A 25,901-nucleotide genomic window follows, 5' to 3' on the forward strand; every position below is an offset into this window, starting at 1 on the left:
GCGGTGTGGGGCGCAGAGGATGGGGTGATTGTTGCCTAGTTTGGAGGTGATGGCCACGAACCAAGTGCCAATCACCTCGTGACGGGATCGCTTTCAGAGGTCACTCGAGATCGGAGCTGGCGCGAACCGCCTCGACCGTTTCCGTCGCCGAGGCCGCGGCCGCCTCTGCGCCGACTACCGTCTTCCTCCGCCTCTCCACAATGCCCGGCTGCTTCGGGTGCAGCGTGTAGGTCAGCAGGATTCCCGTCGCATACAGGATCGCGTACGCCCAGCAGATGCCGTCGATGCCAAGCATGGTAAGCAGGATCGTAGCGATGCCGGGGCCCACGAACGTGGCCAGACCTGCCGACAGGTTATAGACGGACAGCGCCGCGCCGCGCTCGTTCGGCGCCAGCGCATTCATGATCGAGGGGATGGAGGCGAACGCGCTCGTGCCCACGCCGATTAGAATGGCCGCGACCACCATGAGCGCCGCATTCGCGCCGAACCAGCGCGGAATGTAGTAGAACGACAGCGAGCACATGCCAAGCAGCGCGCAGCCGAACCACCGCATGGGCCATACCCAGCCGAAATGATCGAGGAACCATCCCCAGAACACGTTGAAGCCGAGCATCACGATGAACACGCATCCCCAGATGCGCATCCAGTCCTCGATGCGGAACCAGTTCTCGCCGCCATACTGCCTGCCGCACAGGTATAGCGGCATGATCACGGGGAATCCGTACAGCAGCAGACTGTTGATGATGCGGATCGCGGAGCAGACGGCGATGTCGCGGTTGCGGAAGATGATCGTGGCCCCCGACGCCACCCGTTCCAGCCGCTGCATATGCGTCAGGTTCGCGGACTGCGCGCTGCGGGTCCTGGGCACAAGCGCGAAGCACATGATCAGCCCGGCCACGGAGAACGGGATGGCGAACCAGAACGTACGGTATTCACCCACGATCGGGATGAGGAAGCTGGGGATATAGGCGCCGAACACGCCAAGACCCATGGAGAAGCAGGTCCAGAACAGGCCCATGGCGCTGGAGAGTCGGTCGGGCCGCACGGTCTGCGACAGCAGCACGACGAACGAGTAGATGAACAGCGGGTACCCGAATCCCCTCAGGGCGTAGACCGCCAGAATGAGCGGATAGATGCCGCTGGGCAACGCCACACCAAGGAAGATCAGATGGATGCCGATCCACCAGCCGGCGCCGACGAGCATGATGCGGCGTGCGCCGAACATCTCGGCGAGCATGCCCGCGGTCCAGCCGGCGAGCGCGGCGAACAGTCCGTAGACGGTGATGAGCAGTGAGCCCTGCGAGGCCGAGAATCCCTGATCCACCATGTATTTGGTGAGGAAGGTGAGTTCGAAGCCGTCGTCCGTCATGAAGATGGCGATGGTGAGGAACCCGACGATGAGTTTGCGTGGAATGCCGAACCGTTCCACGGCTTCGATTGCGCGGATGAACATGATGATCCTCTCTGATGAAATGTTCTTCCGCACTCAATGTAATTAGTTACATTAATGAATTCAAGTGGTTAATAATTGCCGTGAAACACAGTATGACGGGTGAATTTCGCCGGAAAACCAAGGGTTGCGAGTGGTGTCCACCTGTCGTTATGAAAGATGTATGACTAGTCACATTCCGGCGATCGTGACATTTCGGGAGTTCGGTTTGAGGATTGAGAATGGCGCGAGAGAGGGGAGTGCTGTGTGGCGGTTGGTTATGTGGCACGGAATGGTGGGGAGGACGGCGGCTCTTTGAAGGCGACGTATGGGCGTGGCTATGAGGCACGGGGCATTTGAAGCCCTCGTCGGTGGAGGGGGCGTGCGGGTGGAGGCGTGCGGAGTGCTGCGAGTAGGCGCAACGGGGCGTGGTGGGTGTTTGGGGTGGTGTCACCTCATCAGTCGGCTGCGCCGACAGCTTCCCCTCGAGGGGAAGCCCGCCTTTGGCGGAGAAGGGACGAGGTCTGTCTGGGGAAGAATGGCACGCGCGGGAAGCCCGCCTTTGGCGGAGAGGGGCGAGGTCTGGCTGGGGAAGGACGGCACGCGTGGGAAGACTGCCCTCGGCGGAGGAAGATACCGTCTTGACGGGGGTGGCTTTGTCGAGGCTCGCCTTCGGGTGGTGATTCGTCTATGGCGGAAGTGAGTTATGAAGTGGGGTATACGGAAATAGTCCGGTTGGGAGATGCCGCGTCTGGCGTTGTATCTCCCAACCGGACTATTGTTCGGTGCCGGGGCTCTTGCGTTTATCTATCGGGCTCCGGCACCGGCTGGTCCTGCTGATGCACGGGTCTTGCGGGTATCCTGTCCGCCATGCCCGCGATCCGACTGGGCTGGTCCTGCTGATGCACGGGCCTTGCTCTGCCGTGCTGGGGTCTCGTTCGTCACGCCTTGGCATAACGAAAACCAGCAATCAGCGAGGTGAAGAGGCCTTTTCCCGTCACTGCCATGGCACGACTTGAGAGGTGGGGCGGTTGCAGGGATCGCGCCGTTCTCGCCCCACCCCCTCATTTCTTAGTGTGATCGCACTAAGAAATGAAGGGCCTACACTGGTCTCTTCCTTTGCCACGCCGGACATGGCGCCTTCCCCCGTCAGAGGGGAGTCTGGAGGAGACGGGGCTTAGGCGCGGCGCTTGCGCAGGACCAGGGCGGCTCCCGCGCCGACCAGTGCGATCGCCGCGATGGCGATGCCAGCCACGGCGCTACCGGTGCGGCTCAGCCTGGAGACGCTTGCCTTTGCGCCGGAGACGTTCCGGTTCGCGTTGCTGCCGTTGACGGTGCCATTGGCGTTGCTGCCGCCGTTCGTGGAACCGCTACCGTTGGCGCCATTGGAACCGTTGCTACCGTTGGCTCCGGCGTTGCCCGCGTTGCCGTCATTGTTGCCGTTGCCGTCATTGCCGGAACCGTTCCCGTCGGAACCGCCGTTCTCCGAGCCGTTGCTGCCGTTGCCGTTGCCGCCGTTGTCCTTGTGCTTCAGCCCGTCCTTGGCGGTCTTCAGCGCGGCGGTTGCGGCATCCACCTGCTCCTGCGTGGCGTTCTCGTCGTCACGCACCTGACGAGCGCCGCCGAGCGCGGTCTGGAACGCCTTCCAGCTGGCATCGGTGTAATCGCCCTGACCGTTGCCGTCAACACCCTCTGCGTCGGTGATCGCGGCGATCAGACCGGCCTTGTCCACGCCGGCGACCTGCTTGGTCCATCCGGCGTACAGCGTCACGTTGCCGGTCACGGCATCGGCGTCGAAGTCCCACGCGTGGGTCAGCGCCTCGTCGGAGTACCAGCCGGTGAACGTGTAGCCGTCACGGGTCGGATCGGCAGGCTTCGCGGCCTTATCGTTCCACTCCACGGTCTGCGCGGCCACGTCGGAGCCGCCGTTGGCGTTGAACGTCACGGTCATGTCGCCCACCTGACGCATCAGACCGAACGAACCCTTCACGCCGTCCGCGCCGAGCACGAGCCTGGGGGAGGTGTTGGCCGGGCCGCCGCTGGTCTTCGGATCGATGGTCAGCTGACGGCTGCCGTGCGAGGGCGAGGTGATCGTGGCGCCCGGGGCGCCGATCGCGGAGACCTTGAACTTCTCGTTGTCGCCGATCTTGGAGGCGCTCGCCTTTACGACCAGCGTGCCGGCGTCGTCGGCCTTCTCGTCGGTCACGGACAAGTACTTGCCGTTCTGCGTGGCGAGCAGCGAGACGGTGCCGTCGGCGTTGTTCACGACCTCGAACACCGGGGCGCCCTCCCAGCGGGAGGTGATGGACACGGTGCCGTCGTCGGCCACGGAGAAGAACGAGTTGAGCGTCTGGTCCACGCCGCTAGGCAGCTCGTTGGTGTCGGGACGGTACTTGTTCACCTCATCCCATGTGTTCTGATACCAGGGCTTCTCGGAGGTGCGCAGCTGGATGAACGTGCGCTGCTCGCCGGCCTTGCCGTTGTAGTTGGTGAGCGTGGAGTAGTTGAGGAAGTCGAGCGTGTTGTAGCCTTCGGGGCGCATGGCGCGCGCGGCCTTCTCCATCCATGTGGTGTCCACGCCGTCCACGGTGCTGTAGTGGGCGAGCGCGGTTTCGAACGTGGGGGCGAGGAATCCGCGGTAGCTCACGTTGATCCACGTGTTGATCTTGTCCCAGTAGGCGAACGGCCCGCGGGCGTGGTAGATGTTGTCGACGATCTCGTAGGGCACGTCGTCGTGGCCGAGGTTGTACTTGGCGTACCAGTTCATGGCCTTGGCGAGACGGTTGTCGTACAGGCCCCACAGGTCGGTGTCGCCCTGTTTCTCGGCGGTCAGGCAGATCTGCGCCATCCATGCGATGGGCAGCTGCGCGTGGTCCATGTCGCGGCCGGCCTCCTGCGTCACGCCGTCGTCGTTGATGTATGCGGCGATGGATCCGTTGACGTGGATGTCCTGGTACATGGTGAGGGCGCGGTTGTAGATGTGCGCGTTCTCGGTGTAGATGCCGATGGCCATCATCGTCATGATCGAGCTGTCGTCCCAGCTGCCGTTGGCGATCATGGGGGCGCTGCCGTCGCGGATGACGGGGTAGAACACGTCGAGCATCTCGTTCTTGAGCGCGGTCTGCGCGTCTTTGGCGAAGCCGGCGTATCCGCCGTTGTAGTAGGTCACGATCTCGGCGGCGGCGAGCAGTCGGTAGGTGCCGATGCTGGCGCCGAGGATGCGGTCGCGGCCGTTGAACGCCTTGAGATGCGTCCAGTTGGTGATGGTTTCGGCGGCCTTGTCGCCGTACTTGGCGTCGCCGGTCACGGCCCAGGCGAGCGCGTTGTTGTAGGCGGTCTGCGCGTCCTTGTCGAACTGGTCGCGTCGCGGCGCGTCCCAGCTGGTGTAGGAGCCGCGGCCGATTTCGGTGTAGTTCTGGCCGAGTGGTCCGCTGGTGGTCAGCGGGTCGGAGACGAGCTTGTCGAAGTCGGCCTTCCACGGCTGCTCGCCCTTGGCCACGTGCTCCTTCATGGTGTCGAGGTCGGCGGCGGCCAGCGCGATGCCGGGGTGGGTGAAGTCGCGCGTCTCGCTGTCCTTGACGATCGTCGACTGCGGGTCGGCCTTCTCGAAGCTCACGCGGTAGGGGGCCTTGTCGGGGGTGGAGACCTCGGTGTTGAACGTGACGAAGCGGTTTCCGGCGATCTTGGTCTGGTACTTGGCGAACGACTTGCCGTCACTTTCGTCGCCGGGCTTGATGTCGCGCTCGGAGTTCATGTGGGTGCTCACCGCGTAGCTGCCGTCGATCTCGTTCTGGTCGAGGTAGAAGCGTTCGTTGTAGCTCACGTAGTCGGCGGTGGCGTCGATGCTGTACACGGTGGAGCCCCAGGTGGGCACGTCGTTGTAGTACTTCTCGGCCACCGTGTTCTTCTGCGTGTAGTTCTGGATGGTCAGGTACTTGCCGGAGCGAGTGTCCTGGATGGCGTATGTGGTGACCATGGAGCCGAACGTTTCGGCGGGGATCGTGTCGGTGCCCTTGACGTAGTCCTGATACTTGTATTCGTATTTGATCACGTTGAACACGGACGCCTCGTCCGCGTTGTCGGTGGGGTAGACCGCGCCGTCGTTGGTGCGCACGGCCAGATATTTGCCGTCGCTGCCCTTGATTCTGGCGGTCTGCCAGACCACGCCGTCCGGGTCGGGCGTGACGGTGCTTACGGGTGCGGCGAGCGGTTCGATGGCCTCTTCGGCGTTGGCCGCGCTGGCGCCCACGCCGAGCATGGAGAACGTCATGGCACCGGCGATGGCGGCGGCCAGTCCCGTTCTTCCCAGTCGGCGCAGCCATGACGGCCGCGTGGTTGACGACGATGTCGACAATGTCATTCCTATGGTCCCTTCCTCGGGGGGTTTCGGACGATGATCGTGCAATGGGACGCGCACGCGTTCCATCGCACTGCGGATATCGATGAAGCGCGGAATGCGTGCGGGCGCTCGCCGTGGCGATTGCTCGTCCGATGATCGGTTCGCCGTTGCGGGCGGCGAATGATACTGCGTTGTATTGGTGTGACTGTTGATGATTTGCCCGGCCGTGCGGCATTGATTGGCGGATGCCGCACGGCCGGATATGGGTTGACGTTGGCGGGCTGGATTGCCCGGTCCGTAAGCCGCCTGCCGACCCCCGTTCCGTACGTTGAACGGGAGTCGATCTCATACTGGAAAACCTCACAAATACAGCATGATGTGTAAGCGGTTACAGGCTTGATCTGCACTATACAAGGCGCTTCTTGAAATTGTCAATGTAACGAAACGCCGGAAATTTCAACGAAATTGACAGTTTGCCACGGTTTGCTCTATTCTGTAGTTGTTTCGCAGTTGAAACTAGTTACACAAACTACAGCAACACAAAACTCAGCATCGACATGATCGATTGAACGAGCCCAGCGGTTCGCGATCGGCATGCCGATATATCTAGACCAACCCGGTCGGCGACGATCGGGCAACAGCCAAACCAAGGAGGGTTCGGATGAACAAGCGTTGGATGAAGATCGCGATCAGCGCGGTCGCGGCCGTGGGCATGCTCGCCCCGCTGGCCGCCTGCGGCGGCTCCTCGAGCGGTAGCTCCAGCTCCAGCAACGGCACCACCACGATCGAATGGTGGGGCTGGGATCAGGGTCAGAAGGCCCAGGCCGAAGCGTTCAACAAGTCGCAGAACAAGATCAAGGTCGTCTACAAGCAGCAGGCCTCGCAGGAGAAGGCCGAGCAGGCCCTCGTCAACGCCGTCAAGGCCGGCAACGCTCCGGATCTGACCCAGGTCAACATGGACTCCACGATCTCGCTGCTCGCCGACGGCACGCTGCAGGATCTCAACCAGTACAAGCCCGACACCTCCAAGATCTCCAAGCAGGCCATCGAATCCTTCACCGTGGGCAACAACCTCGCCGTGATCCCCTACAAGGTCAGCCCGCAGTTCATGATCGTCAACCAGAAGACCTTCAACGACAACGGCGTGCAGGTGCCCACCACCTGGGACGAGATGATCCAGGCCGGCAAGGACCTCAAGGCCAAGAACCCCGACATCAAGCTGATCAACCTGCCCGGTGAGGATCCGTCGCAGCTGGTGCTCATGGCCCAGCAGTTCGGCGCCAAGTGGTACTCCACCAAGGGCGACAAGTGGATCATCGACATCAACGGTCCGGAGACCAAGAAGGCCGCCGAATACCTGCAGCAGATCGTCGACAACGACATGTACTCCCAGAAGACCTACGTTGAGTGGGACGCCCTGATGCAGTTCTTCCAGTCCGGCAACCTCGCCACGGTCGGCACCTCCACCTGGCAGCTGTCCGCCTACCAGTCCAACTTCTCGCAGTCCCTCGGCGACTGGCACGCGGTGGCATGGCCCAAGGAGTCCGCTGACTCCAAGGTCGTCACCCCGCTGAACGCCCAGGGCAACGGCGTGCCGAAGGGCGCCAAGAACCCGCAGGCCGCCGTCGAGTTCGCCACCTGGCTCGCCACCAACGACGAGGCCATCAAGATCGCCGCCAACGCCGAGACCGGTTCCGGCGCCTTCCCGGCAGTCGCCGACGCCTCCAAGTATGTTGCCGACTCCCTGCCCGACAAGCTGCTCGACAACAAGGACGACGCCGCCAAGGTGGTCGAGGAAGCCGACCAGACCCTCGCCCCGTACACCACCGGCGTGAACTGGAGCTCCATGTTCAAGCAGCTGCAGGACCAGTGGGCCCAGTTCACCGAGCACAAGATCACCGCCGACCAGATGCTTGACAACGTCCAGGCCTGGACCGTCAAGGACCTCAAGGACAAGGGCGTCAGCGTCGAGTCCGCGAACTGATCGCGCTGATCGCAGCGCAATCGCCGATAACCGGATCCCTCCCTCAGACGGGCTGACGCCCGCCAGCTCCCTCCCAAGGAGGGAGCACGAGCTCGGAACCCTGTGTTCTCCCTCCCTTGGAGGGAGATGTCGTGACGAAGTCACGACAGAGGGAGGGATCCAACCCCGCACCCGCCAATTCCTCAACCGCCATCCGCCAAACGAAAGGAGCGCAGCCCAACACCAGCGCGCAACCTCCACACAGCAATATCACTCACAGCACGCAATCTCGTATTGCATATACTTCTCTTCTTCCTTGTATTTCCTCTTCCCCAATGCAACGCCGTCGGGCTTTTCTCTTCTTCCTTCCGGCTCGACGGCTTTGCTTTGCCCGAAAAGAACGGGCGCTACGGGCCGCGGTGCATTCCGATCCCGCACAAGTCCCACATTCAAGATTTTCAATCCCACATATTGTTTCCCATTCCCGATCGTTAGGAGTTCGATCATGAGTGCCGTCAGCACATCGGTGCCAGCGTCTTCAACGGCGAAGCCTGTAGCGAAGACTCCGGCCGTGGCTCGTGAGAACAAGACCCCGTCGTGGCAGAAGCGCCTCGGTTACAAGGGCGCCCTGTTCGGAGTCCCGTTCTTCGTGGGCTTCCTCTTCGTCTTCATCATCCCGCTGTTCTACGCCATCTACGAAAGCCTCTTCAAGCGCCAGTCCAGCGGTCTGGGCATCGGCGAGCCGACGCTGCACTTCTCCGGCCTCGCCCAGTACGCGCGAGTGATGCAGGATCACGACTTCTGGGTGGGCATGGGTCGCGTGGCCATCTACTCGGTCGTCGTGGTGCCGATCATCATGGGCTTCGCGCTCGCCGAGGCACTGCTCATCGACAGCGCCAAGGCCCGCGCCAAGAAGTCCTTCCGCTTCATCCTGCTCATCCCGTACATGGTCCCGACCATCGTTTCCACGCTGATGTGGGTGTACCTCTACTCTCCCGACATCGGCCCGCTGCGTAAGTTCTTCCTGCTCTTCGGACTCGACGTCAACTTCTTCAGCGCCGGCATGCTGTGGGTCTCCATGGCCAACCTGCTGCTGTGGACCCAGGTCGGCTTCAACATGCTGATCCTCTACGGCTCCCTCACCGCGCTCGACCCGGCCCTGCTCGAGGCCGCCCGCGTGGACGGCGCCAGCGAGCTTCGCATCGCATGGTCCATCAAGATCCCGCAGATCAGGGGCTCCATGCTGCTGACCGGCCTGCTCTCCTTCATCGGCATGCTCCAGCTGTTCGACCAGCCGCTGCTCTTCCGGTCCGCATCGCCGCAGACCGTGACCGCCAACTTCACGCCGATCATGACCATCTACAACTACACGTTCACCGCCGGCGGCGACTACAACTACGCGGCCGCGCTCTCCGTGGTCCTCGCCATCGTCATCGGCATCCTTTCCGCACTCATCTACGGCTTCTCGAACAGGAAGAAGTGATCATCATGACCTCCGCAACAGCATCTCGACACGGTGCCAACAAGGGCATCAAGGGACTGAGCAACAAGCGCACCCGCACCAGCGTGCTCGTGGTCCTCGTCCTCATGGCGTTCTACGCATGCGCCCCGCTCTGGTGGCTCGTGGTCTCCGTCACCAAGACCCGCGTGGACCTCTACAACACCAACGGCCTGTGGTTCGGACACAGCAACAACCTGATCCAGAACTTCCAGCAGCTGTTCCAGTACGAGAACGGCCTGTTCTTCAAGTGGATGTGGAACTCCATCCTGTACGCGGGCCTCGGCTCCCTGGTCTGCATGGTCATCTCCCTGGCCGCCGGCTACTCGCTGAGCAAGTACAAGTATCCCGGCCGCAGCCTCGGCATGGGTCTGGTCATGTGCTCCTTCCTGATCCCCGCCGCACTGCTCACCATGCCGATGTACCTCATGTTCTCCGCCGTGCACATGACCGACACCATCTGGGCCGTGCTCGTGCCGTTCTTCATCAACGCGTTCGACGTGTACCTTGCCAAGGTGTACATCGACGGATCCGTGCCCGACGAACTGCTCGAGGCCGCCCGAGTCGACGGTGCCGGCGAGTTCTACATCTTCAGCAAGATCGTGCTGCCGCTGCTCTCCACCCCGGCCGCCACCATCTTCATCCTCACCTTCGTGCTCAACTGGAACAACTTCTACCTGCCGATCGTGATGCTGCGCGGCTCCGACAAGTGGACCCTGTCCCTGGGCCTCTACAGCTTCATGCAGACCAAGCAGAACGCCCTGTTCGACCCGACCACCATCGCGCTCGCCGGCGCCGTGCTCTCCATCGTGCCGCTGGCTGTGGTGATGATCGCCATGCAGCGCTACTGGAAGTCCGGCGTGGCGCTCGGCTCCGTCAAGGGGTGATTATCCGATGTCCTTCTCCACCACATACGCCGTCCTCGTCCACGGATGGGGCGGCTCCCCGAAGGCCTGGGATACGGTCCGCTTCCCGGACACATGGACCACGTTCGCCTACACGCTTCCCGGCCACGGCGACCGCGCCCAGGAAGGCCCGTGGACCATCCGCGAAACCGCCGAGGACCTGGCCGACTACGTGCGGTCGGTCGTGCCGGCTGGCGTGAAGCCGATCATCATCGCCCACTCGATGGGCGGGCAGCTGTCCATGCTGCTCAACGCCGAACACCCCGAACTCGTGTCCGGCGAAGTGGTGATCGACCCCGCATACAACGGCGGCGACTCGCCCGCGGAACTGGCCGAGACCCATCGGAACCTCGCCGAGCTGCATCGCGACCCGCACGCCATGATGCGCGAGTTCGTCAAGGGCGCGTTCGGACCGTACCTCAACAACGACGCCCGCCGCGTGATCCTCGACGACATCGAGCGCACCAACGGCCAGGCGCTGATCGACTACTTCGCCTCCGAATACCTCGATCCCGGCGCCTTCGGCCTGAGGTGCGACACCCCGAGCGTGGCGAAGAAGCGCACCCGTCCGGTGCTCGGCTTCTACATGACCGACGCCCGTGGCAATGCCGAACGCGAGTGCAATCCGGAAGGACTCGACGTGAGCATCTCCCTGTGGAAGGAGGCCGGCCACCGTCACTTCATGCACATGGAGGACCCGGAACGCTTCTCCCGCGAGGTTGTGGAATGGGCCGTGCAGCACGGACTCGCCGACGCCGGTGACCTGCTCGCCACCCCGGTCGAACCTGCAGCGGCACACGCCTAGGTTCTGAACCTTTCAGGCAGTGGCTCCCCTCAGTCAGCTACGCTGACAGCTCCCCTCAGGGAGGGGAGCCGGAAGGGTGTATCGTTGAGGCTCCCTTCAGGGAGGGGAGCCGGAAGCTGTGGACATGTCGCTTGGTTCCCCTCTCCGAGGGGAGCTGTCGTCGTAAGACGACTGAGGGGAGCCGAAGAAATTTCAGCAGCCTTCCCACACCCCCTGTCCGCACATCAGACGACAGTGGGTATGGTCCGAGGATACGGGCTTCGCACACATCGATAGCAATCCGCATCCGCCATTGTCATTCAACTTTTATCCGGTAAGGAGCCGAACGTGAATCAGCAGCAGTCATTTGATGCACCGTCAGGCTCACAGTCCGGAACGACCGGCGGCAAATCCGCCGGCACATCCAACGCCTCCAACTCCGCCAACGCCTCCAACGCCGTCCGCCATCGCGGCCACTCCGGTCCGGCCCGCACCAGCAGCGTCAACATCCGCGACATCGCCGCCGCGGCAGGCGTGTCCACCGCCACCGTATCGCGCGTGATGCGCGGCAACTCCAAGGTCTCCGACGCCACGCGAGAAAAGGTGCAGGAGGCCATCGAACGACTCGGCTACGTGCCCAACGCCCATGCGCTCGCCCTCACCACGCCCCCCAACTCCGTCACCCTGGTGGTCGACCACATCTCTGGCGGTACGTACAGCGAAATGACCGCCGGCGTGGAACGCGAGACGTCCGACCGCAAGATGATGTTCCGCATCGCATCCACCGGCGGCAAATGGGACGAACCCAAGCCGATACTCGACGATCTGCTCTCGCAGCGTCCACGCCTGGCCGTGCTCACCGCCAGTGATGTGATCGACGATCCGATCGACGATGTGCTCAACGACTATGTGGACAAATTCAAATCCGTCGGCACCAGTCTGGTTGTGCTCGCCCGTCCGCGCATGCGGCTGTCGTCCGAGATCGCCGTGGTGGACTACGCCAACGAATCCGGCATGTACGAACTGACGAAATACATGATCTCGCTCGGCCACCGCCGGTTCATGTTCGCCGGACTGCGCCGCAACTCCAGCGTGTTCATGGCCCGATACCACGGTTTCCTGCGCGCATTGCGCGAGGCCGGCATCGAATTCGACTTGCGCTGCACCATCCCGCTCGACGGTGACCGCGCCGCCACCATCGCCAACACCATGGCCATGTTCCCTGCCGTGCATGGTTGCACTGCCGTGGTGGCCGTGACCGATGAGATGGCGCTGTATGTGATCGCCGCGCTGCGCAAGCTCGGCAAGTCCGTGCCCGGCGACGTGTCGGTCGGTGGATTCGACGATATGCCGTATGCGGAGGATCTGGTGGTGCCGCTCACCACCGTGCACGCCCCCTTCGGCAACATGGGCCATATGGCCGTCAAGATCGGTCTGGACGACTTCGGCCGTGATGTGACCATGCCCACGCAGCTGGTGGTGCGCGGATCGGTCGCCCCGGTGCGGTGAGACGTTTTTTCAGGGGAAAAGAAGGGCGGTTCGCTTCGTGCGGGCGGACCGGGCCGTGACGTGATCGGCGGGACGGGCGGATGCTGTCGTCGCGGCGTAGTTGTGACGGTTGTCGTGGTCGTGACGGTTGGCGTTGTCGTGACGGTTGGGGTGGTCGTGACGGTTGGTGTTGCCGTGACGTCGTTGTGGTCGTGACGGTTGTGGGTGTAGCGCTCGTGATTACGGATGTCGTGGTTGCCGGTGATGGCGGGTATGGTCCGTGCTGCCTGTGTCATATCTGTGCGTCCCCTTTCCTGTGTCGTCGTGCGGTCGGCGTGGTCCGGCGCCGCGGATTCATGCGTTTGTGTGTTCGCGTGCCGGCGTTGCTGCGCGACCGCGGTGTCATGCGTTCGTGTCCCTGCACGTTCGCTGTGGTTGATGATCTGCGCAATCTCGGTAAGCGCTTTCCATAATAGCAACGTTGTAGACAACGATTCTGTGAGATAGGCAATACTTTTACCTATTTGCAACCATGCGTTATATGGAAAAACGTGGCGAGAGCGGTGTCATGGAAGTATTGGAAAACGTTTGCCAAATGATTGCCGTAGTAGACTTCATGATGATTCGACGACGATCGGAAGGGGCGGATGGTGACTGAATGGATGACCACACGTGCGATCGATCCCGATGCCGGCGGGAACGGCCGCGACAACGATCGGGGCAGCGGCCGCGGGGGAGACGCTGCCGACAGATCGGACGGACGCGCCGCCGGTCGTGGGAACGGTGCGCCGGCCACGCTGTCGGACGTGGCGCGCGAGGCGGGCGTATCCATCGCCACCGCGTCGCGCGTGCTCAACGGCGGCACCCGCAAGGTGCGCGACGATCTGCGCGGCAGGGTCATGCAGGCCGCCGAACGACTCAACTATCATGCGAACGCCTACGCGCAGGCCGTGGCCAAGGGTGGGTCATCGAACATCGCACTGCTCGTCTCCGACATCTCCGACCCGTACTTCGCCGGCGTCTCGCAGGGCGTGGTCAAGGCCGCGTCGCAGCGTGGGGTGACGGTGAGCATCGCCGTGGCGTCGAACGGCGAGGACGAGCTCGACCGTGTGCGCGGGATGGTGGCGACCCGGCCTCGCGGCATCATCATCTCCGAAAGTGAGAACGTCAACGACTCGTCGCGCCAGGAGCTGCAGGAGGAGCTGGAACGGTACCGTTCGTCCGGCGGGCGCGTGGTGTTCATCCTCGACCGTGGTCTGCCGTTCCCCGCCGTGGACGTGGCGAACGAGGCCGGCGGACGTGCCATCGGGCGGCTGCTGGTCGAATCCGGGTATCGCAGGCCGGTGATTCTCAAGGGCAACGACGGATACCGGTCGTCCGCCCAGCGATATCGCGGCGTGGTCGGCGCGCTCGCCGAGGCGGGGATCATGGTGGACCCGCGTGCCGTGGTCAACGGTCAGTTCAACCGGACGAAGGGCTTCTCCGCCATCATGCAGATGGCCGGTGCGGGCATGCTCACGCCCGGCGAGGGGGCTGTATATGGGGGAGCGGGCGCGGATTCGATCGTCGCGCTGAACGACGTGATGGCAATCGGCGCCATGACCGCGCTGCGCAATGCCGGAATCGTGCCGGGGCGCGACATCGGCGTAACCGGATTCGGTGACATCCCGTACGCCGTGGACGTGTATCCGGCGCTGACCACCGTGCATCTGCCGCTGACCGACATGGGGCGCGCCGCCGTGGAGAACGTGCTGTCCGACGACGACGGATACGTGGCGGACGATCCGGGCCGGCGCCTGATCTTCCTGCAAGGGCGTCCCGACGTGATCCTGCGCGACTCCCTGCCTCGGAGGTAGGGGCGCGGACCGGGTCTGGGGCGTTGCGCTGCTTTCGGGCGGTTGGAATTTGGGGCGCGAAATACCCGTTTCCCGCTCTTTGGGGCGTCAATTTCCCGAAAATCGGGTCGAAAACGGGATGTTGACGTCCCAAATCACAGATTTTCTCGCATTGCGGATGCTGGCGGTCAGTATGCGAGAATATCTGCGATTCACAGCGTCAATCGGAGCCTGAAACCACACTTCCGCGGGTGTTTGACGCTGTGAATTGCCGGATATGGGTGTTTGGTGCTGCGAATCGTCTGTGGCGGGGTGTGGGTGCGTGCCTGATGGGGCTGGTGGTTCCCTGATGGGTTGCCGGGGATGGTCGGACTGGGGTATATTGGAAGTCGCTTGTTTGTGAAACCGGTTACATTGGTTGGCTTTTTCGTGGCCGCGGAACGGCAGGTGCAATCCAAAGTCGGATGCGCGAAAAGCGCCATATGTGTGACGGTGATGTCGCCGTCGCAAGGAAGGGAGATCGTTCGCATGACGATCTTATCTGCAGTCAAACGAATGGGCGGCGTGATGGTCGCGGGAGCCATGATGCTCGCTGTGGGACTCACGGCCGCCGCGGCCACGTCCACCACGGCATACGCCGACACGGTGGACAACGTCATCAAAGACAACGCATGGGTCTGGGGATCCGACGCCGGCAACGCCCACGCCGACGGCGCCCTCATCGTCAAGAACGATATCGACTCGTACATGCGTCTCGACATCTCCGGTATCAAGGCCGACGCCAAATCCGTCACCCTGAACCTGTAGAAGAAGAACGCCGCCAACACGCTCAAGGTGCAGCGCGCCAGCGAAAACCTGAGCAAGGACGGCAAGGACACCGACGTCGCGTGGAGTGAAAGCAGCATCACCTGGTCCACGAAACCGATTGCAAGCGATACCGATGCGGTGAGTGTGGACATGGCCTACGGCAACGTCTCCTTCGGCGTGGACATCACCAAACTCGTCAACGACGCCAAGGCTGCCGGCGACACGACCATGACCCTGCGTCTGTCCACCGAAGGCACCACCGGCTCCGACCTGTACTCCACCCGCGCCGACGGCAGCCTCCAGCCCTACGTGGACGCCGCATACGCCGACGACGAAAAGCCCGCCGACCTCGCCGTGAAGACGCCGTTCGCGTCGTACATCGCCAACGGCGAGACCGCGCAGAAGATCGTGAACATCAGAACCGACGACGGCAAGTACCTCACGGTGAACAAGAACACCGGCGCGATCACCACCGTCGACTCCAAGGACAACGCCGGACTGTTCGCCATCTACGGCTACGACTACACCGCGTCCGACTACGACGGCAAGGGCGGCGCACAGCAGACCACCTACGCCATCAAGTCGCTCGTCAACGGCAAGTACCTGACCATCCAGAACTACGGCACCGAAAAGAACCAGCCGTACTACAACATGCCCGGCGACGCCTACGAAGTCAAGGCCACCGCCGACTCCGTGCTGTGGAACGAACGCTTCTACCTGAGCGAATACGCCAAGGCCGGCAAGATCGCCATCGCCACGCACCTCAACTCGCTGCGTGACGGCGCCGAGGGCGCGCAGTCCCCGGTGCAGACCACCGACAAGGGCATGACCGCAGTCGCCGGAGACCACCACGTGTACAAGTACACGTTCGAGGACGCCTCGGCCAGCCTGCTCGAAGCCCACGCCACCGTGAACGGCACCAGCGCCGTCGTGCAGTGGGCGCCCGTCAACGGCGACGCCGACGCCAGCCACTACAGCGTGCAGGGCGCCACCGTGACCAGCGCCGACGGCGTGCTGTCCGCCACCATCGACGGGCTGAAGACCGGCAGCCGCAAGATCACCGTCGACTACGCCAACGGCACTGCCAAGGCCAGCGACGACGTGACCGTACGCGTGTTCAACCACCCCGGCGTGACGCTGAGCGAGAAGCAGCTCGATGCCATGAAGGAGCACGTGGCCAAGAAGGAGGACCCCTGGTACTCCGACTACCTGCGTCTGAAGAACACCGCGCCCGACAACACCGCATCCGCCGACTTTGTCGATACCCCGCAGGAGGGCGTCGGTCGCGGCGACCAGCCCGGACACGGCAACATCGCCTACTACGAGAAGGCCGGCGCCGCCGCGTACTTCAACGCGCTCGAGTGGGTGATCACCGGCGAGAGCAAGTACGCCGACAAGACCGTACAGATCCTCAACGGATGGTCCGATAAGCTCAGCATCCTCGACGGCCGTGACCAGATCCTCGGCGCCTCCCTCTCCACCGACAAGCTCATCAACGCGGCCGAGATCGTGCGATACTACGACGGCGGATACAGCGGCTACTCCACCGCCGACTTCGCCAAGTTCCAGACGCTCATGCTCAACGTCGTCTACCCGGTGATTCAGGACGGCGGCGCGCCCATGAACGCCAACGGCAACTGGGACGTGATCCCAATCAACACGATGATCGCCATCGGCGTGGTCACCGACAACGCCGAGATCTACGACAACGCCGTGAACATGTACAAGAGCCCGTACATCAACGGATCCATCGTCAACTATGTGAGCGACTGGGGACAGACCGCCGAATCCGCGCGCGACCAGGCGCACGGCCAGCTCGGCGTGGGTGCCATGGGCGACATCTGCGCCATCGCCGAACAGCAGGGCGACGACCTGTGGAGCCTGGAGAACAACAAGCTCGCCAAGGCCTACAACTGGGCCGCCCAGTACAACATGTTCAGCGGCGAAGGCGAACTCAAGGCCAGCCCGATCGACAACATCTTCGGCCGCACCGACAACTGGGCCAAGTGGAGCACCATGGAGGAGCAGGGCGTGTACCGCGGCCAGCTCCGCCCGATCTACGAGACCGCGCTCGCGCACTACTCCAAGGTGCCTGGCGTGGACGTGACTTGGATGGCCAAGGCCGCCGCGGCGAGCCGCCCCGAGGGATTCGTGCACTACGACAACCTCAACTTCGACACACTCACCTCGTACAACGGCGAGGCCGACACGTCGAAGACCGGCACCACGCCGTACTTCCAGATCCGCACGCGCATCGCACCCTGGTACCAGACCGCGTGGAACGCGATCGCCCAGTACGGCGAGATCCCCGAAGGCTCCAACTCCATCACCGGTGGCGTGCTGCCCAAGAACTACACCACCGAGACCACGGACTCCTACTTCACCACGCAGTCCGACGGCACGGTGAAGGTCGCCGCCAAGCAGAAGGACGCCACCGTGTACCGACTGGTGACCAACAGCGACGAGACCTACTCCGTGCAGGACGCGACGACCGGCAAGTACCTGAGCGTGGGCGACAAGGCCGCCGACGGCACCAATCCGATCACCGCGACCGCTGAGACGATCGGCGACAACGAGAAGTTCACCATGACCAGCTGGATCGGCATCAGCTACCTGAGCCACGACGGCCGCATGGTGGAGCAGACGGTCGTCGGATCCGACGCCTCGTGCACGACCGACAAGCCCGACGTGACCAAGTGCGCGCCGGCGCTGCGACTCGGCACCGTGGCCACTCCCGCCGCCGCGGCGGATACCAAGACCACCAACTGGCTGCAGTTCACCTACCACGATGCGGTCAGCGTGCCGGGGGATGGTGATGACGGGAACGGTGACAACGGCTCGGACAACAATGGTGGTTCCGATAACGGTGGCAATGGTTCGGACAACAACGATGGTTCCGACAATGGCGGGACCGACAATGGTGGTTCGGACAACGGCGGAACCGGCAACGGTGGTTCGGACAACGGCAACGGTTCCGGCAATGGCGATGCCGGCTCCAACAACGGCACCGTGAACGGTTCGGGCAGCGGTTCGGGCAGCGGCAGCGGCTCCAATGGATCCGGCGTCACCGGCCAGCAGTCCGGCAAGCCCTCCGCCAACGCTGCCAAGACCGCGAACGGCAATGCCAATCTGTCCCGTACCGGTGCTTCGGTCGCGGCCGTGACGGTCCTCGCCGTCATCGCGTTCGCTGCCGGCGTGACTCTGACTCTCCGCCGCAGGGCGAAGTAACCAATTTAGGGCGCGAAAATCCCGAAATCCGCTCTTTGGGGCGCCAACTTCCCGAAAATCGAGGCAAAAACGGGATGTTGACGCCCCAAAGAGCGGATTCTCTCGCATACTGAGCGTCAATGACCAGCATGCGAGCAAATCCGTGATTCACAGCGCCAAACGGAAGCCGAAGCCAGTCTGACGCGGGTGTCTGGCGCTGTGAATCACCGGATATGGGTGTTTGGTGCTGTGAATTCCCAAAGCCTCAGCGCGTACTTCCCGCTGCTGAGACAAATCCCAAGATCTGAGGTCAATCATGACTGAACCCACGCTTTCGAAGCTGCGCATCTATCCCGTACCGGCCGGCGCCGTACTGCAACACGATCTGATCGTGAGGGTCCGTCCGATCGAACGTGGTTCCCGGTCCACTATCTCGGCCGATTCGCACGTTATCTCTCGCAACGCCGCACACACTCCTGCGCAATCCGGCGAATGGCAGACCGTCCCCACCTATCGCGTCAACGTCGACATGCACGACGTCTCCGCTGCGTCGATGGCGTACTTCGACTTCGACGGCACGGTGGAGATCGAGATCACGCAACCGGGCTGGTGGTACTGCTACACCGCCGACGTCCGTCCGCTGAGCCGTGGCATCACACCAACCATCGAACCGCAGCGCGTCACGTTCATACTCGACGAGCCGGCGAACCTGTCCGTCGAGATCAACCGCAACCGGTCGCACAATCTGCACCTGTTCGCCGGATCCCTCACCCATGCGGACGAACTGGACGGCAGGAACATCGCCGCCGACGTGGTAGTGGAGGGTCGCACCGACGGTCCGAACACGCTGGGGCGCGACGTACTGCTGCAGTTGGAGAACATCCGACATGGCCGTCCTGCGGACGCCGGGTATCTCGACGGCACGCGTTTCCGCGGCGCGATCGATGCAGGCGTTGCGGATGGCGGTGATGGGGCCTCTGTCGGAGTCGATACTGTTGCCAATGCAGACCGTGATGCCGTCATCGCCCCCACCCGTAACCTCGTCATTCGCGTCAAACCCGGTCACTACTGCATCGAGGATTGCGTGCTGAACCTGCCGTCACATACCACGCTGATCCTCGAAGGCGGGACGATCCTGGAGGGCGCGCTGCGTATCGCGAACGCCGAGGACGTGCACATCATGGGCCGTGGCATCCTCCACCTCGCCGACTTCAAGCGCTTCTCCGGCACCTGCGCGATCACCGTCGCGAACTCGCGCAACGTGACGATCGACGGCATCTGCTGCATCAACCCGCCGCACTACACGGTGATGCTTGGTTCGTCCCGCGGCGTCGCCATCCGCGATCTCAAGTCGTTCAGCTGCGAGGGGTGGAGCGACGGCATCGATATGATGTCATGCTCCGACGTGACGATCAGCGGCTGCTTCCTGCGCACGTCCGACGACTGCATCGCCATCTACGGCAGTCGGTGGGAGTTCCGCGGCGACACGACGAACGTGGCCGTGCGCGACTGCGTGCTGTGGTCCGACGTGGCGCATCCGACGATGATCGGCACGCACGGCGACTACCTGCGCGGTGGTGGTCGGTCTGACGGTCGCGGTGATGAACGCGGCGGCGACGTGATCGAGAACGTGACGTTCGAGAACATCGACGTGCTCGAACACAACGAATACCAGCCCGGATACCTCGGCGTGATGGCGATCAACGTGGGTGACGGCAACCTCGCGCGTGACGTCACGTATCGAGATGTCCGCGTCGAACCGTTCCGCCATGGGCGCGTCTTCGATTTCGAGGTGAAGAGGAATCCCGACTACAATCCCATTCCCGGCCGCGGCATCGAACACGTGACGGTCGAGCATGTGCGGATCGCCGACGGCTCGGGGGAGGAGCCGTCGCTCATCGCCGGATACGACGAGACGCGCACGGTGCGCGACGTGCGGTTCGTCGATGTGAGCCGTGGCGGTCGGCGTTGCATGACCGCGGAGGAGCTGGGTGTGGACGTCGGCCCGCACGCCACCGGGATTCAGGTGGAATAAGTCCGGATCGGCGCGGTATGCGACAGATGGTAGTAGCACGTGCTCCTCACCGGTCCCGCCGTACTCAGCAGATGCGCGAGCGAATGGTCTGGCCCGCCAGCGTCGAGACGATCACCAATCTTCGTATGCTCATACGTGTCGGAGCGCGTCTGTGCCGTCTTGTCGAGGCTGGTGCGACTGCCGAATTCTTCGGAGGGGGCGGTCTCTGGTACCCGGGGGCATCCCGACGTATCTGGTAGTCGAGGTGAGACATGTTCGGACGGCTGTGAACGTTCACGCCATCTCGTTTCGACTCCTACTTTGTCGCGTTTCGACTCCCAACTGTCCGCAAGCGCGTACGCATCGTGGGCATTGGGTCAATATGCGAGAATATTCGCTCTTTGGGGCGCGAACATCCCGTTTTTGCCTCGATTTTCGGGATATTGACGCCCCAAATCACAGATTTTCTCGCATCGCGGACGCTGACGGTCAGTATGCGAGAATATCTGCGATTCACAGCGTCAATCGGAGCCTGAAGCCACGCTTCCGCGGGTGTTTGACGCTGTGAATCGTCTGGTACGGGTGTTTGGCGCTGTGAATTCCGGATCTTCGCGAGGCTGGATGCTGGGTTTGATCGGGCTGCCGGATCTGATCGCGCCGGCGGGTGTGGCCGGGCTGTCGGGGTGTGGCCGGGGTACCGGGTGCTGGCGTAGCCGTGCTGAGCTATCGAGCCGGGTCGGGTCGCTGAGGTTGGGCGGATTGCTGGATTCGGTCGTGCATTCGCGTTCGACTCGGTCTGTTGTGTGCGGGGGCGGTTTGAAAATGCTGCGGCTGTCGGTCGAATCTCGCGCCGTCGTGTTCGGGGCGGCTGCTCGATCGTAATCCGGAGCCTGTGTTCGACGTGTCGGGGTTGCGGATTTGAAACCGATTTCATATAATCAATCTTGAAAACGGCAATCGTACTGATTTCAAGGATTTTGTGATTGTGGAATTAGGAAACCAATTTCACGACGAACCTTCGTGGTGATTCGGGCGACTGTCGTGCGCGAAACGTCTGACCATTGCAAAGGAGCGTCATGTCCGAGAAATTCAACGTCGTTATGGCCATCAAGCCCGGTCTGCCCGAGAAGCTGCTCGACGAGTCCATGTGGAAGCGTCTGCATGAGATCGCCAACATCGAACAGCACACCGAGATCACCGACTTCTCCGATCCGGCCGCACTCGAGCGCATGAAGGACGCCGACTACCTGTGGTACGGCTGGGAGGCCCCGCAGGTCACCGCCGAGGCGCTGAACGCCATGCCGAAGCTCAAGGGCATCATCGCCGCCCAGGGCGTCGCCTACAAGGGACTGACCGAGGAGGCCCGCCAGATCGCCAAGGATCGCGGCATCTTCGCCACCAACGTGCAGGCCGCCAACTCCATCCCCGTGGCTGAGTACTGCCTCGGTGTGGCACTGCTCGAAAGCAAGGACTACACGCTGTCGCAGCATCAGTACGGCGAGAAGCGCGCCTACATCAACCGTGAGGTCAACTACGCCGACGCCGGCACCTACGGCAAGACCATCGGCATCGTGACCGCCACCGCGCAGATCGCCCGCGACTTCATGCAGATGCTCAAGCCGTTCGACTTCAACGTGCTCGCCTGGAGCCGTCACCTCACCGACGAGGAGGCCGCCGAGTACGGCGCCAAGAAGGTGGACCTCGATACCGTGTTCCGCGAGTCCGACATCGTGTCCATCCACACGCCCGGCATTCCGCAGACCGCCGGCATGATCGGCGCACACGAGCTCGGCCTGATGAAGGACGGCGCCCTGCTGCTCAACTCCGCCCGCGGCATCGTGATCGACCACAAGGCGCTTGAGAAGGAGCTCGTCTCCGGCCGCATCCGCGCCGTGCTCGACGTGACCGACCCGGAGGAGCCGCTGCCTGCCGACAGCCCGCTGTGGGATCTGCCGAACGTGGTGCTCACCCCGCACATCGCCGGTTCCATGGGCTGCGACCTCAACCGCATGGGCGCCTCCGTGCTCACCGAGTTCGAGCACATCGCCGCCGGCGAGCCGCCGGTGCACTTCGAGGCCAACCCACTGGCCTGACAAAGCACCTGACGGGACGCAGGACAACAGGACAATAGGAGCGTTTCATGGACAAGAAGTACGAATACGGCACCGAGGAGAACCGTGTCCTCCTCAAGCGCGAAACCGAGAACCTGCTCGGCTTCGGCCACAAGTTCCCGGCGCCCGGCGGTGGTTCCGCCTGGCTTGACAACGAAGGCAACCCCGACCCGTCGCACGGCATCCAGACGTGGATCACCTGCCGCATGGCGCACGTGTATTCGCTGGGCAACCTGCTCGGCCACCCCGGTTCCGAGGAACTGGTCGACGCTGCTGTGGAAGGCCTGCTCGGCCATCTGCACGATGACGCCAACGGCGGCTGGTATCCCGGGATCACGTGGGACGGCAAGCCCGCCCCCGACAAGATCTGCTACGCCCACGCCTTCGTGATCCTCGCCGGCACGTCCGCCACGCTGATCGGCCGTCCGAAGGGCCCTGAACTGCTGGAGAAGGCGCTGGATGCCTGCAACAAGCACTTCTGGGACGACGAGATCGGTCTGGCCGTGGACACGTGGAACACCGAGTTCACCAAGCTCGACCCGTACCGTGGCCTCAACGCCAACATGCACACCACCGAGGCCTTCCTCGCCGTGGCCGACGTGACCGGCGACGAGGAGTACCGCCGTCGCGCGGGACGCATCATCGACCATGTGGTGGACTGGGCCGCCAACAACGAGTGGCGCATCCCCGAGCACTTCAACGAGGACTGGACCCCGGACCTCGAATGCAACCGTGACAAGCCCGACGATCAGTTCAAGCCGTTCGGCGCCACCCCCGGCCACGGCATCGAATGGGCGCGCCTCATCACCCAGTACGCGCTCAGCTCCGATCGTCCGCAGGTCGAGAAGGATCGCCTGATCGACGCCGCCGAGCACCTGTTCGCCCGGGCGCTCGAGGACGGCTGGAACCGCAACGGCACCGTCGGGCTTGCCTACACCACCGACTGGGACGGCAACCCCGTGGTCACCGACCGCATGCACTGGACGCTCGCCGAGTCGGTGAACACGTCCGCCACGCTCGCCAAGGTGACCGGCAAGCAGGTATACAAGGACTGGTATGCCAAGTTCTGGCAGTACATCGACGAGCATCTGGTCGACCATGACAAGGGTTCGTGGTTCCACCAGCTCGACAAGGACAACAACGTGCTCGACACGGTGTGGCCGGGCAAGTCCGACCTGTACCACGCCACGCAGTGCACGCTGATCCCGCTGCTCGACCCGGCCGTGTCCGTGGCACCGGCGCTCAAGGCCGCCAAGACCGAAGCTGCCGAAGTCGCCAAGGAAGCGTGAGACAATCGCTTACAGGCCGGGGTGGATGTCATCGCGGCCTGGAATAATCGGCAATTAGTCGCGTATCGGCATGAAGTCTGAAACGATTTCATGCCGATACTTGTACGCGTGGTATGCGTAGGTTCGTATGTGCGGGTCGGTTTGTACGTGCATGTACGCGCATACGCATATGCGCGCAGTAGTACCACTCAAGGAGTCCATATGCCCAGGAACGCGCAGCGCAGCACGCCGGTGATCAAGGACGTCGCCAAGCTGGCCGGAGTGTCCGCGCCCACCGTGTCGCGCTATCTCAACGGCACCGCCAACGTGAACGAGGAGAAGCGCGAACGCATCGCGCAGGCCATCAAACTGCTGGGGTACAAGCCGAGCATCGTCGCCCGCGCGCTGGCCAACAAGGAGATGGACTCCGTGATGGTGTTCGCCGCCAACTCCGGCACGTTCTCCACCAACATGACCAATATCGGCGTGGAGCGCGGCGCCCAGTCGAAGAACTACCTGTTCGCCGTCACGTCGCTGAGCGAGAACCGTCTCGACGACGTGCAGCAGATGGTGCAGATGGCGCTTGGCGCGAATCCGGCCGGCGTGATCGTGTACGAGTACGACCGTGCCGGCGCCGAGGCGCTGCGCTATATCCCCGACGACATGCCACTGGTCATCGTGGGTGGCAACGCGGGGGAGGGGCCGTACCAGGTCATCAACTCCGAGCGTGACGGCGGTCGAGCCATGACCGAATACCTGCTGAAGCTCGGCCACAGGACGGTGTTCCACGTGGCCCGTGCGGAGGGGCCGAGCGGCAACACGCGCACCAACGGCTGGCGTGACGCGCTCACCGCGGCCGGCGCTCCGATTCCCGAGATCGTCCGCGTGTCCGCCACCGACCTCGAGGAGGCCGTGGAGGCGGGGCGTGCGCTCGGCCGCCGCAGCGACGTGACCGCGATTTTCGCCGGCAACGACGAGACCGCGATCGCCGTGATCAACGGCCTGCGCGAGGTGGGTCGTCGTGTGCCCGAGGATGTGAGCGTGGTCGGTTTCGATGATCGTCAGTTCGCGCCGCTGTGGAGGCCGGCGTTGACGAGCTATCGGCAGAACTTCAACGATATGGGCGAGCGTGCGTTCGCCATGCTCTACGAGCAGATTCAGGCCAAGCGCGCCGGCGAGGAGCCGCCGCAGTCGCGTCTGGAGACCGTACAGGGAGCCATGATCGTGCGCGATTCCGCCAACGAGCTGGCGTGACGAGCCCGTACCGATCGCGCGTCGCACGTGGCTGCTTGCCGAGCATAACGGCACCAAGCTGCCCAATGCCCAGCGGTGGATCGCCACGGCCCGCAAGCGCGGATTCCTGACGCCGGTGGCTGGCGCAAACATTAGCTCTCTCCTGTGCTGACAGGTGTGAGGTCGTGGCGGTTCGAGGCTCCGCGCTTTCTCGTTGGTGCAGAGGGCTGGCTGACAGTCCTTCCAGTATGCATTGAATAGGTACGAGTTTTCTAGGATGTATATCAGTGTCGTGCCACAATTGCATGCACTTTATTCACGTCGACCATAGTTACAACCGTTATCGTTAATGAAACGATCCCTTTTTGGTTGCGGTATGTACGTCATCGTATCGCTGATATTTGATGCCAATGGTGTCGAGCTGTTTTTCCATAATCGAGTCTTCTTTCCCATACAGTAGTATTTCCGATGGCCGCAGTGCCAAAACCTTTTGAGGATAGCTGAGATCGAGCATGGACGGGGTCGGTTTGCATCCGAGCGTGCTGGATGCGCTCATGATTTCGCGCGGAACGCTGTTCGCAATGTACCGGATCGTTTTCGAGGATCCGCAGCGTAAATTCTGTACAATCGGAATTCCATTGATGCCTAAAATTGCTGTGAACAATTGATTAAGCAGCATGATCTCCACTTGCCAGGTCAAATCCATATCTTGTGTGACTGTTATGTCAGCGCCGATAACGCCCATAAACTGTCGATAGTATTTAATTTCATTAAAAACGTGTTCCATCCTTGGATATATGAGATTGTCGGGACAATAAAAACAAAGAAGTGTCGTTTGTGGATTTGCGGTCATATTCCTGTGTGAATATGGGACAATGTATTCTGGTCTAGATGTCAGAAACAGTTTGCGAGGTAATATCGGAAAGCCATTTTTGTCAGTTGGAATTCCTTGGTTGCGTAGGTATGTTGTATATGTTCTTGTGAGGTGACATATTTGAGGTAGCGTCGAAATCATGAAAT

15 protein-coding genes are annotated in these 25,901 nt (G+C 62.6%); 12 read left to right on the plus strand and 3 right to left on the minus strand.

Features of this window, described 5'->3' with window-relative positions; genetic code table 11:
* Positions 1-100: 100 nt before the first annotated feature.
* Entirely contained in the window at positions 101-1,453 is a 1,353-nt protein-coding gene (locus tag Tam10B_RS03930) for an MFS transporter (protein ID WP_093959964.1), read from the minus strand.
* Positions 1,454-2,606: 1,153 nt separating this feature from the next.
* Entirely contained in the window at positions 2,607-5,789 is a 3,183-nt protein-coding gene (locus Tam10B_RS03940) for an InlB B-repeat-containing protein (RefSeq protein WP_158214125.1), read from the minus strand.
* Positions 5,790-6,429: 640 nt separating this feature from the next.
* Here Tam10B_RS03940 and Tam10B_RS03945 point away from each other — a divergent pair.
* The 12 genes from Tam10B_RS03945 to Tam10B_RS04010 all read left to right on the plus strand — a co-directional run bounded on the left by Tam10B_RS03945 (position 6,430) and on the right by Tam10B_RS04010 (position 24,902).
* A complete protein-coding gene (locus Tam10B_RS03945) occupies positions 6,430-7,752 on the plus strand; it encodes an ABC transporter substrate-binding protein (RefSeq protein WP_093959967.1) in 1,323 nt (440 codons plus the stop codon).
* Between the two features lie 484 nt (positions 7,753-8,236).
* Entirely contained in the window at positions 8,237-9,214 is a 978-nt protein-coding gene (locus Tam10B_RS03955) for a carbohydrate ABC transporter permease (protein ID WP_093959969.1), read from the plus strand.
* A 5-nt stretch (positions 9,215-9,219) separates the two neighbouring features.
* A complete protein-coding gene (locus Tam10B_RS03960; RefSeq protein WP_093960140.1) occupies positions 9,220-10,116 on the plus strand; it encodes a carbohydrate ABC transporter permease in 897 nt (298 codons plus the stop codon).
* 7 nt (positions 10,117-10,123) lie between these two features.
* A complete protein-coding gene (locus tag Tam10B_RS03965) occupies positions 10,124-10,939 on the plus strand; it encodes an alpha/beta fold hydrolase (protein ID WP_093959970.1) in 816 nt (271 codons plus the stop codon).
* 327 nt (positions 10,940-11,266) lie between these two features.
* A complete protein-coding gene (locus Tam10B_RS03970; RefSeq protein WP_093959971.1) occupies positions 11,267-12,427 on the plus strand; it encodes a LacI family DNA-binding transcriptional regulator in 1,161 nt (386 codons plus the stop codon).
* Between the two features lie 641 nt (positions 12,428-13,068).
* Complete coding sequence (locus Tam10B_RS03980; RefSeq protein WP_093960141.1) at positions 13,069-14,262, plus strand: LacI family DNA-binding transcriptional regulator; 1,194 nt, start codon at positions 13,069-13,071, stop codon at positions 14,260-14,262.
* 507 nt (positions 14,263-14,769) lie between these two features.
* Positions 14,770-15,048, plus strand: a complete 279-nt coding sequence (locus Tam10B_RS03985; protein WP_143248532.1) for a hypothetical protein — start codon at positions 14,770-14,772, stop codon at positions 15,046-15,048.
* 27 nt (positions 15,049-15,075) lie between these two features.
* Positions 15,076-18,276 (plus strand): alginate lyase family protein, encoded by a 3,201-nt coding sequence (locus Tam10B_RS03990; protein ID WP_093959973.1) that lies wholly within the window; start codon positions 15,076-15,078, stop codon positions 18,274-18,276.
* A 295-nt stretch (positions 18,277-18,571) separates the two neighbouring features.
* Positions 18,572-20,290 (plus strand): glycosyl hydrolase family 28 protein, encoded by a 1,719-nt coding sequence (locus Tam10B_RS03995; protein ID WP_093959974.1) that lies wholly within the window; start codon positions 18,572-18,574, stop codon positions 20,288-20,290.
* A gap of 1,055 nt (positions 20,291-21,345) precedes the next feature.
* Positions 21,346-22,362, plus strand: a complete 1,017-nt coding sequence (locus Tam10B_RS04000; RefSeq protein ID WP_093959975.1) for a hydroxyacid dehydrogenase — start codon at positions 21,346-21,348, stop codon at positions 22,360-22,362.
* 47 nt (positions 22,363-22,409) lie between these two features.
* The gene (locus Tam10B_RS04005; protein ID WP_093959976.1) at positions 22,410-23,669 is read left to right on the plus strand and encodes an AGE family epimerase/isomerase; all 1,260 of its coding nucleotides are present in this window, start codon (positions 22,410-22,412) and stop codon (positions 23,667-23,669) included.
* A 201-nt stretch (positions 23,670-23,870) separates the two neighbouring features.
* Positions 23,871-24,902, plus strand: a complete 1,032-nt coding sequence (locus Tam10B_RS04010; protein ID WP_093959977.1) for a LacI family DNA-binding transcriptional regulator — start codon at positions 23,871-23,873, stop codon at positions 24,900-24,902.
* A 325-nt stretch (positions 24,903-25,227) separates the two neighbouring features.
* On the opposite strand, the gene Tam10B_RS04015 is transcribed toward Tam10B_RS04010, so the two are convergent.
* Positions 25,228-25,896, minus strand: coding sequence for a DUF4417 domain-containing protein (locus Tam10B_RS04015; protein ID WP_093959978.1), 669 nt, complete (start codon positions 25,894-25,896; stop codon positions 25,228-25,230).
* Positions 25,897-25,901: the final 5 nt, after the last annotated feature.

This window comes from Bifidobacterium vansinderenii, from assembly GCF_002234915.1.
In the GTDB taxonomy this organism is placed as follows: Bacteria; Actinomycetota; Actinomycetes; order Actinomycetales; family Bifidobacteriaceae; genus Galliscardovia; species Galliscardovia vansinderenii.

What these genes read in the sequence shown, in the direction of transcription:
- Tam10B_RS03930 (WP_093959964.1), bottom strand. Translation starts at nt 1,453, where the DNA reads ATGTTCATCCGCGCAATCGAAGCCGTGGAACGGTTCGGCATTCCACGC.
- Tam10B_RS03940 (WP_158214125.1), bottom strand. Translation starts at nt 5,789, where the DNA reads ATGACATTGTCGACATCGTCGTCAACCACGCGGCCGTCATGGCTGCGC.
- Tam10B_RS03945 (WP_093959967.1), top strand. Translation starts at nt 6,430, where the DNA reads ATGAACAAGCGTTGGATGAAGATCGCGATCAGCGCGGTCGCGGCCGTG.
- Tam10B_RS03955 (WP_093959969.1), top strand. Translation starts at nt 8,237, where the DNA reads ATGAGTGCCGTCAGCACATCGGTGCCAGCGTCTTCAACGGCGAAGCCT.
- Tam10B_RS03960 (WP_093960140.1), top strand. Translation starts at nt 9,220, where the DNA reads ATGACCTCCGCAACAGCATCTCGACACGGTGCCAACAAGGGCATCAAG.
- Tam10B_RS03965 (WP_093959970.1), top strand. Translation starts at nt 10,124, where the DNA reads ATGTCCTTCTCCACCACATACGCCGTCCTCGTCCACGGATGGGGCGGC.
- Tam10B_RS03980 (WP_093960141.1), top strand. Translation starts at nt 13,069, where the DNA reads ATGACCACACGTGCGATCGATCCCGATGCCGGCGGGAACGGCCGCGAC.
- Tam10B_RS03985 (WP_143248532.1), top strand. Translation starts at nt 14,770, where the DNA reads ATGACGATCTTATCTGCAGTCAAACGAATGGGCGGCGTGATGGTCGCG.
- Tam10B_RS03995 (WP_093959974.1), top strand. Translation starts at nt 18,572, where the DNA reads ATGACTGAACCCACGCTTTCGAAGCTGCGCATCTATCCCGTACCGGCC.
- Tam10B_RS04000 (WP_093959975.1), top strand. Translation starts at nt 21,346, where the DNA reads ATGTCCGAGAAATTCAACGTCGTTATGGCCATCAAGCCCGGTCTGCCC.
- Tam10B_RS04005 (WP_093959976.1), top strand. Translation starts at nt 22,410, where the DNA reads ATGGACAAGAAGTACGAATACGGCACCGAGGAGAACCGTGTCCTCCTC.
- Tam10B_RS04010 (WP_093959977.1), top strand. Translation starts at nt 23,871, where the DNA reads ATGCCCAGGAACGCGCAGCGCAGCACGCCGGTGATCAAGGACGTCGCC.
- Tam10B_RS04015 (WP_093959978.1), bottom strand. Translation starts at nt 25,896, where the DNA reads ATGATTTCGACGCTACCTCAAATATGTCACCTCACAAGAACATATACA.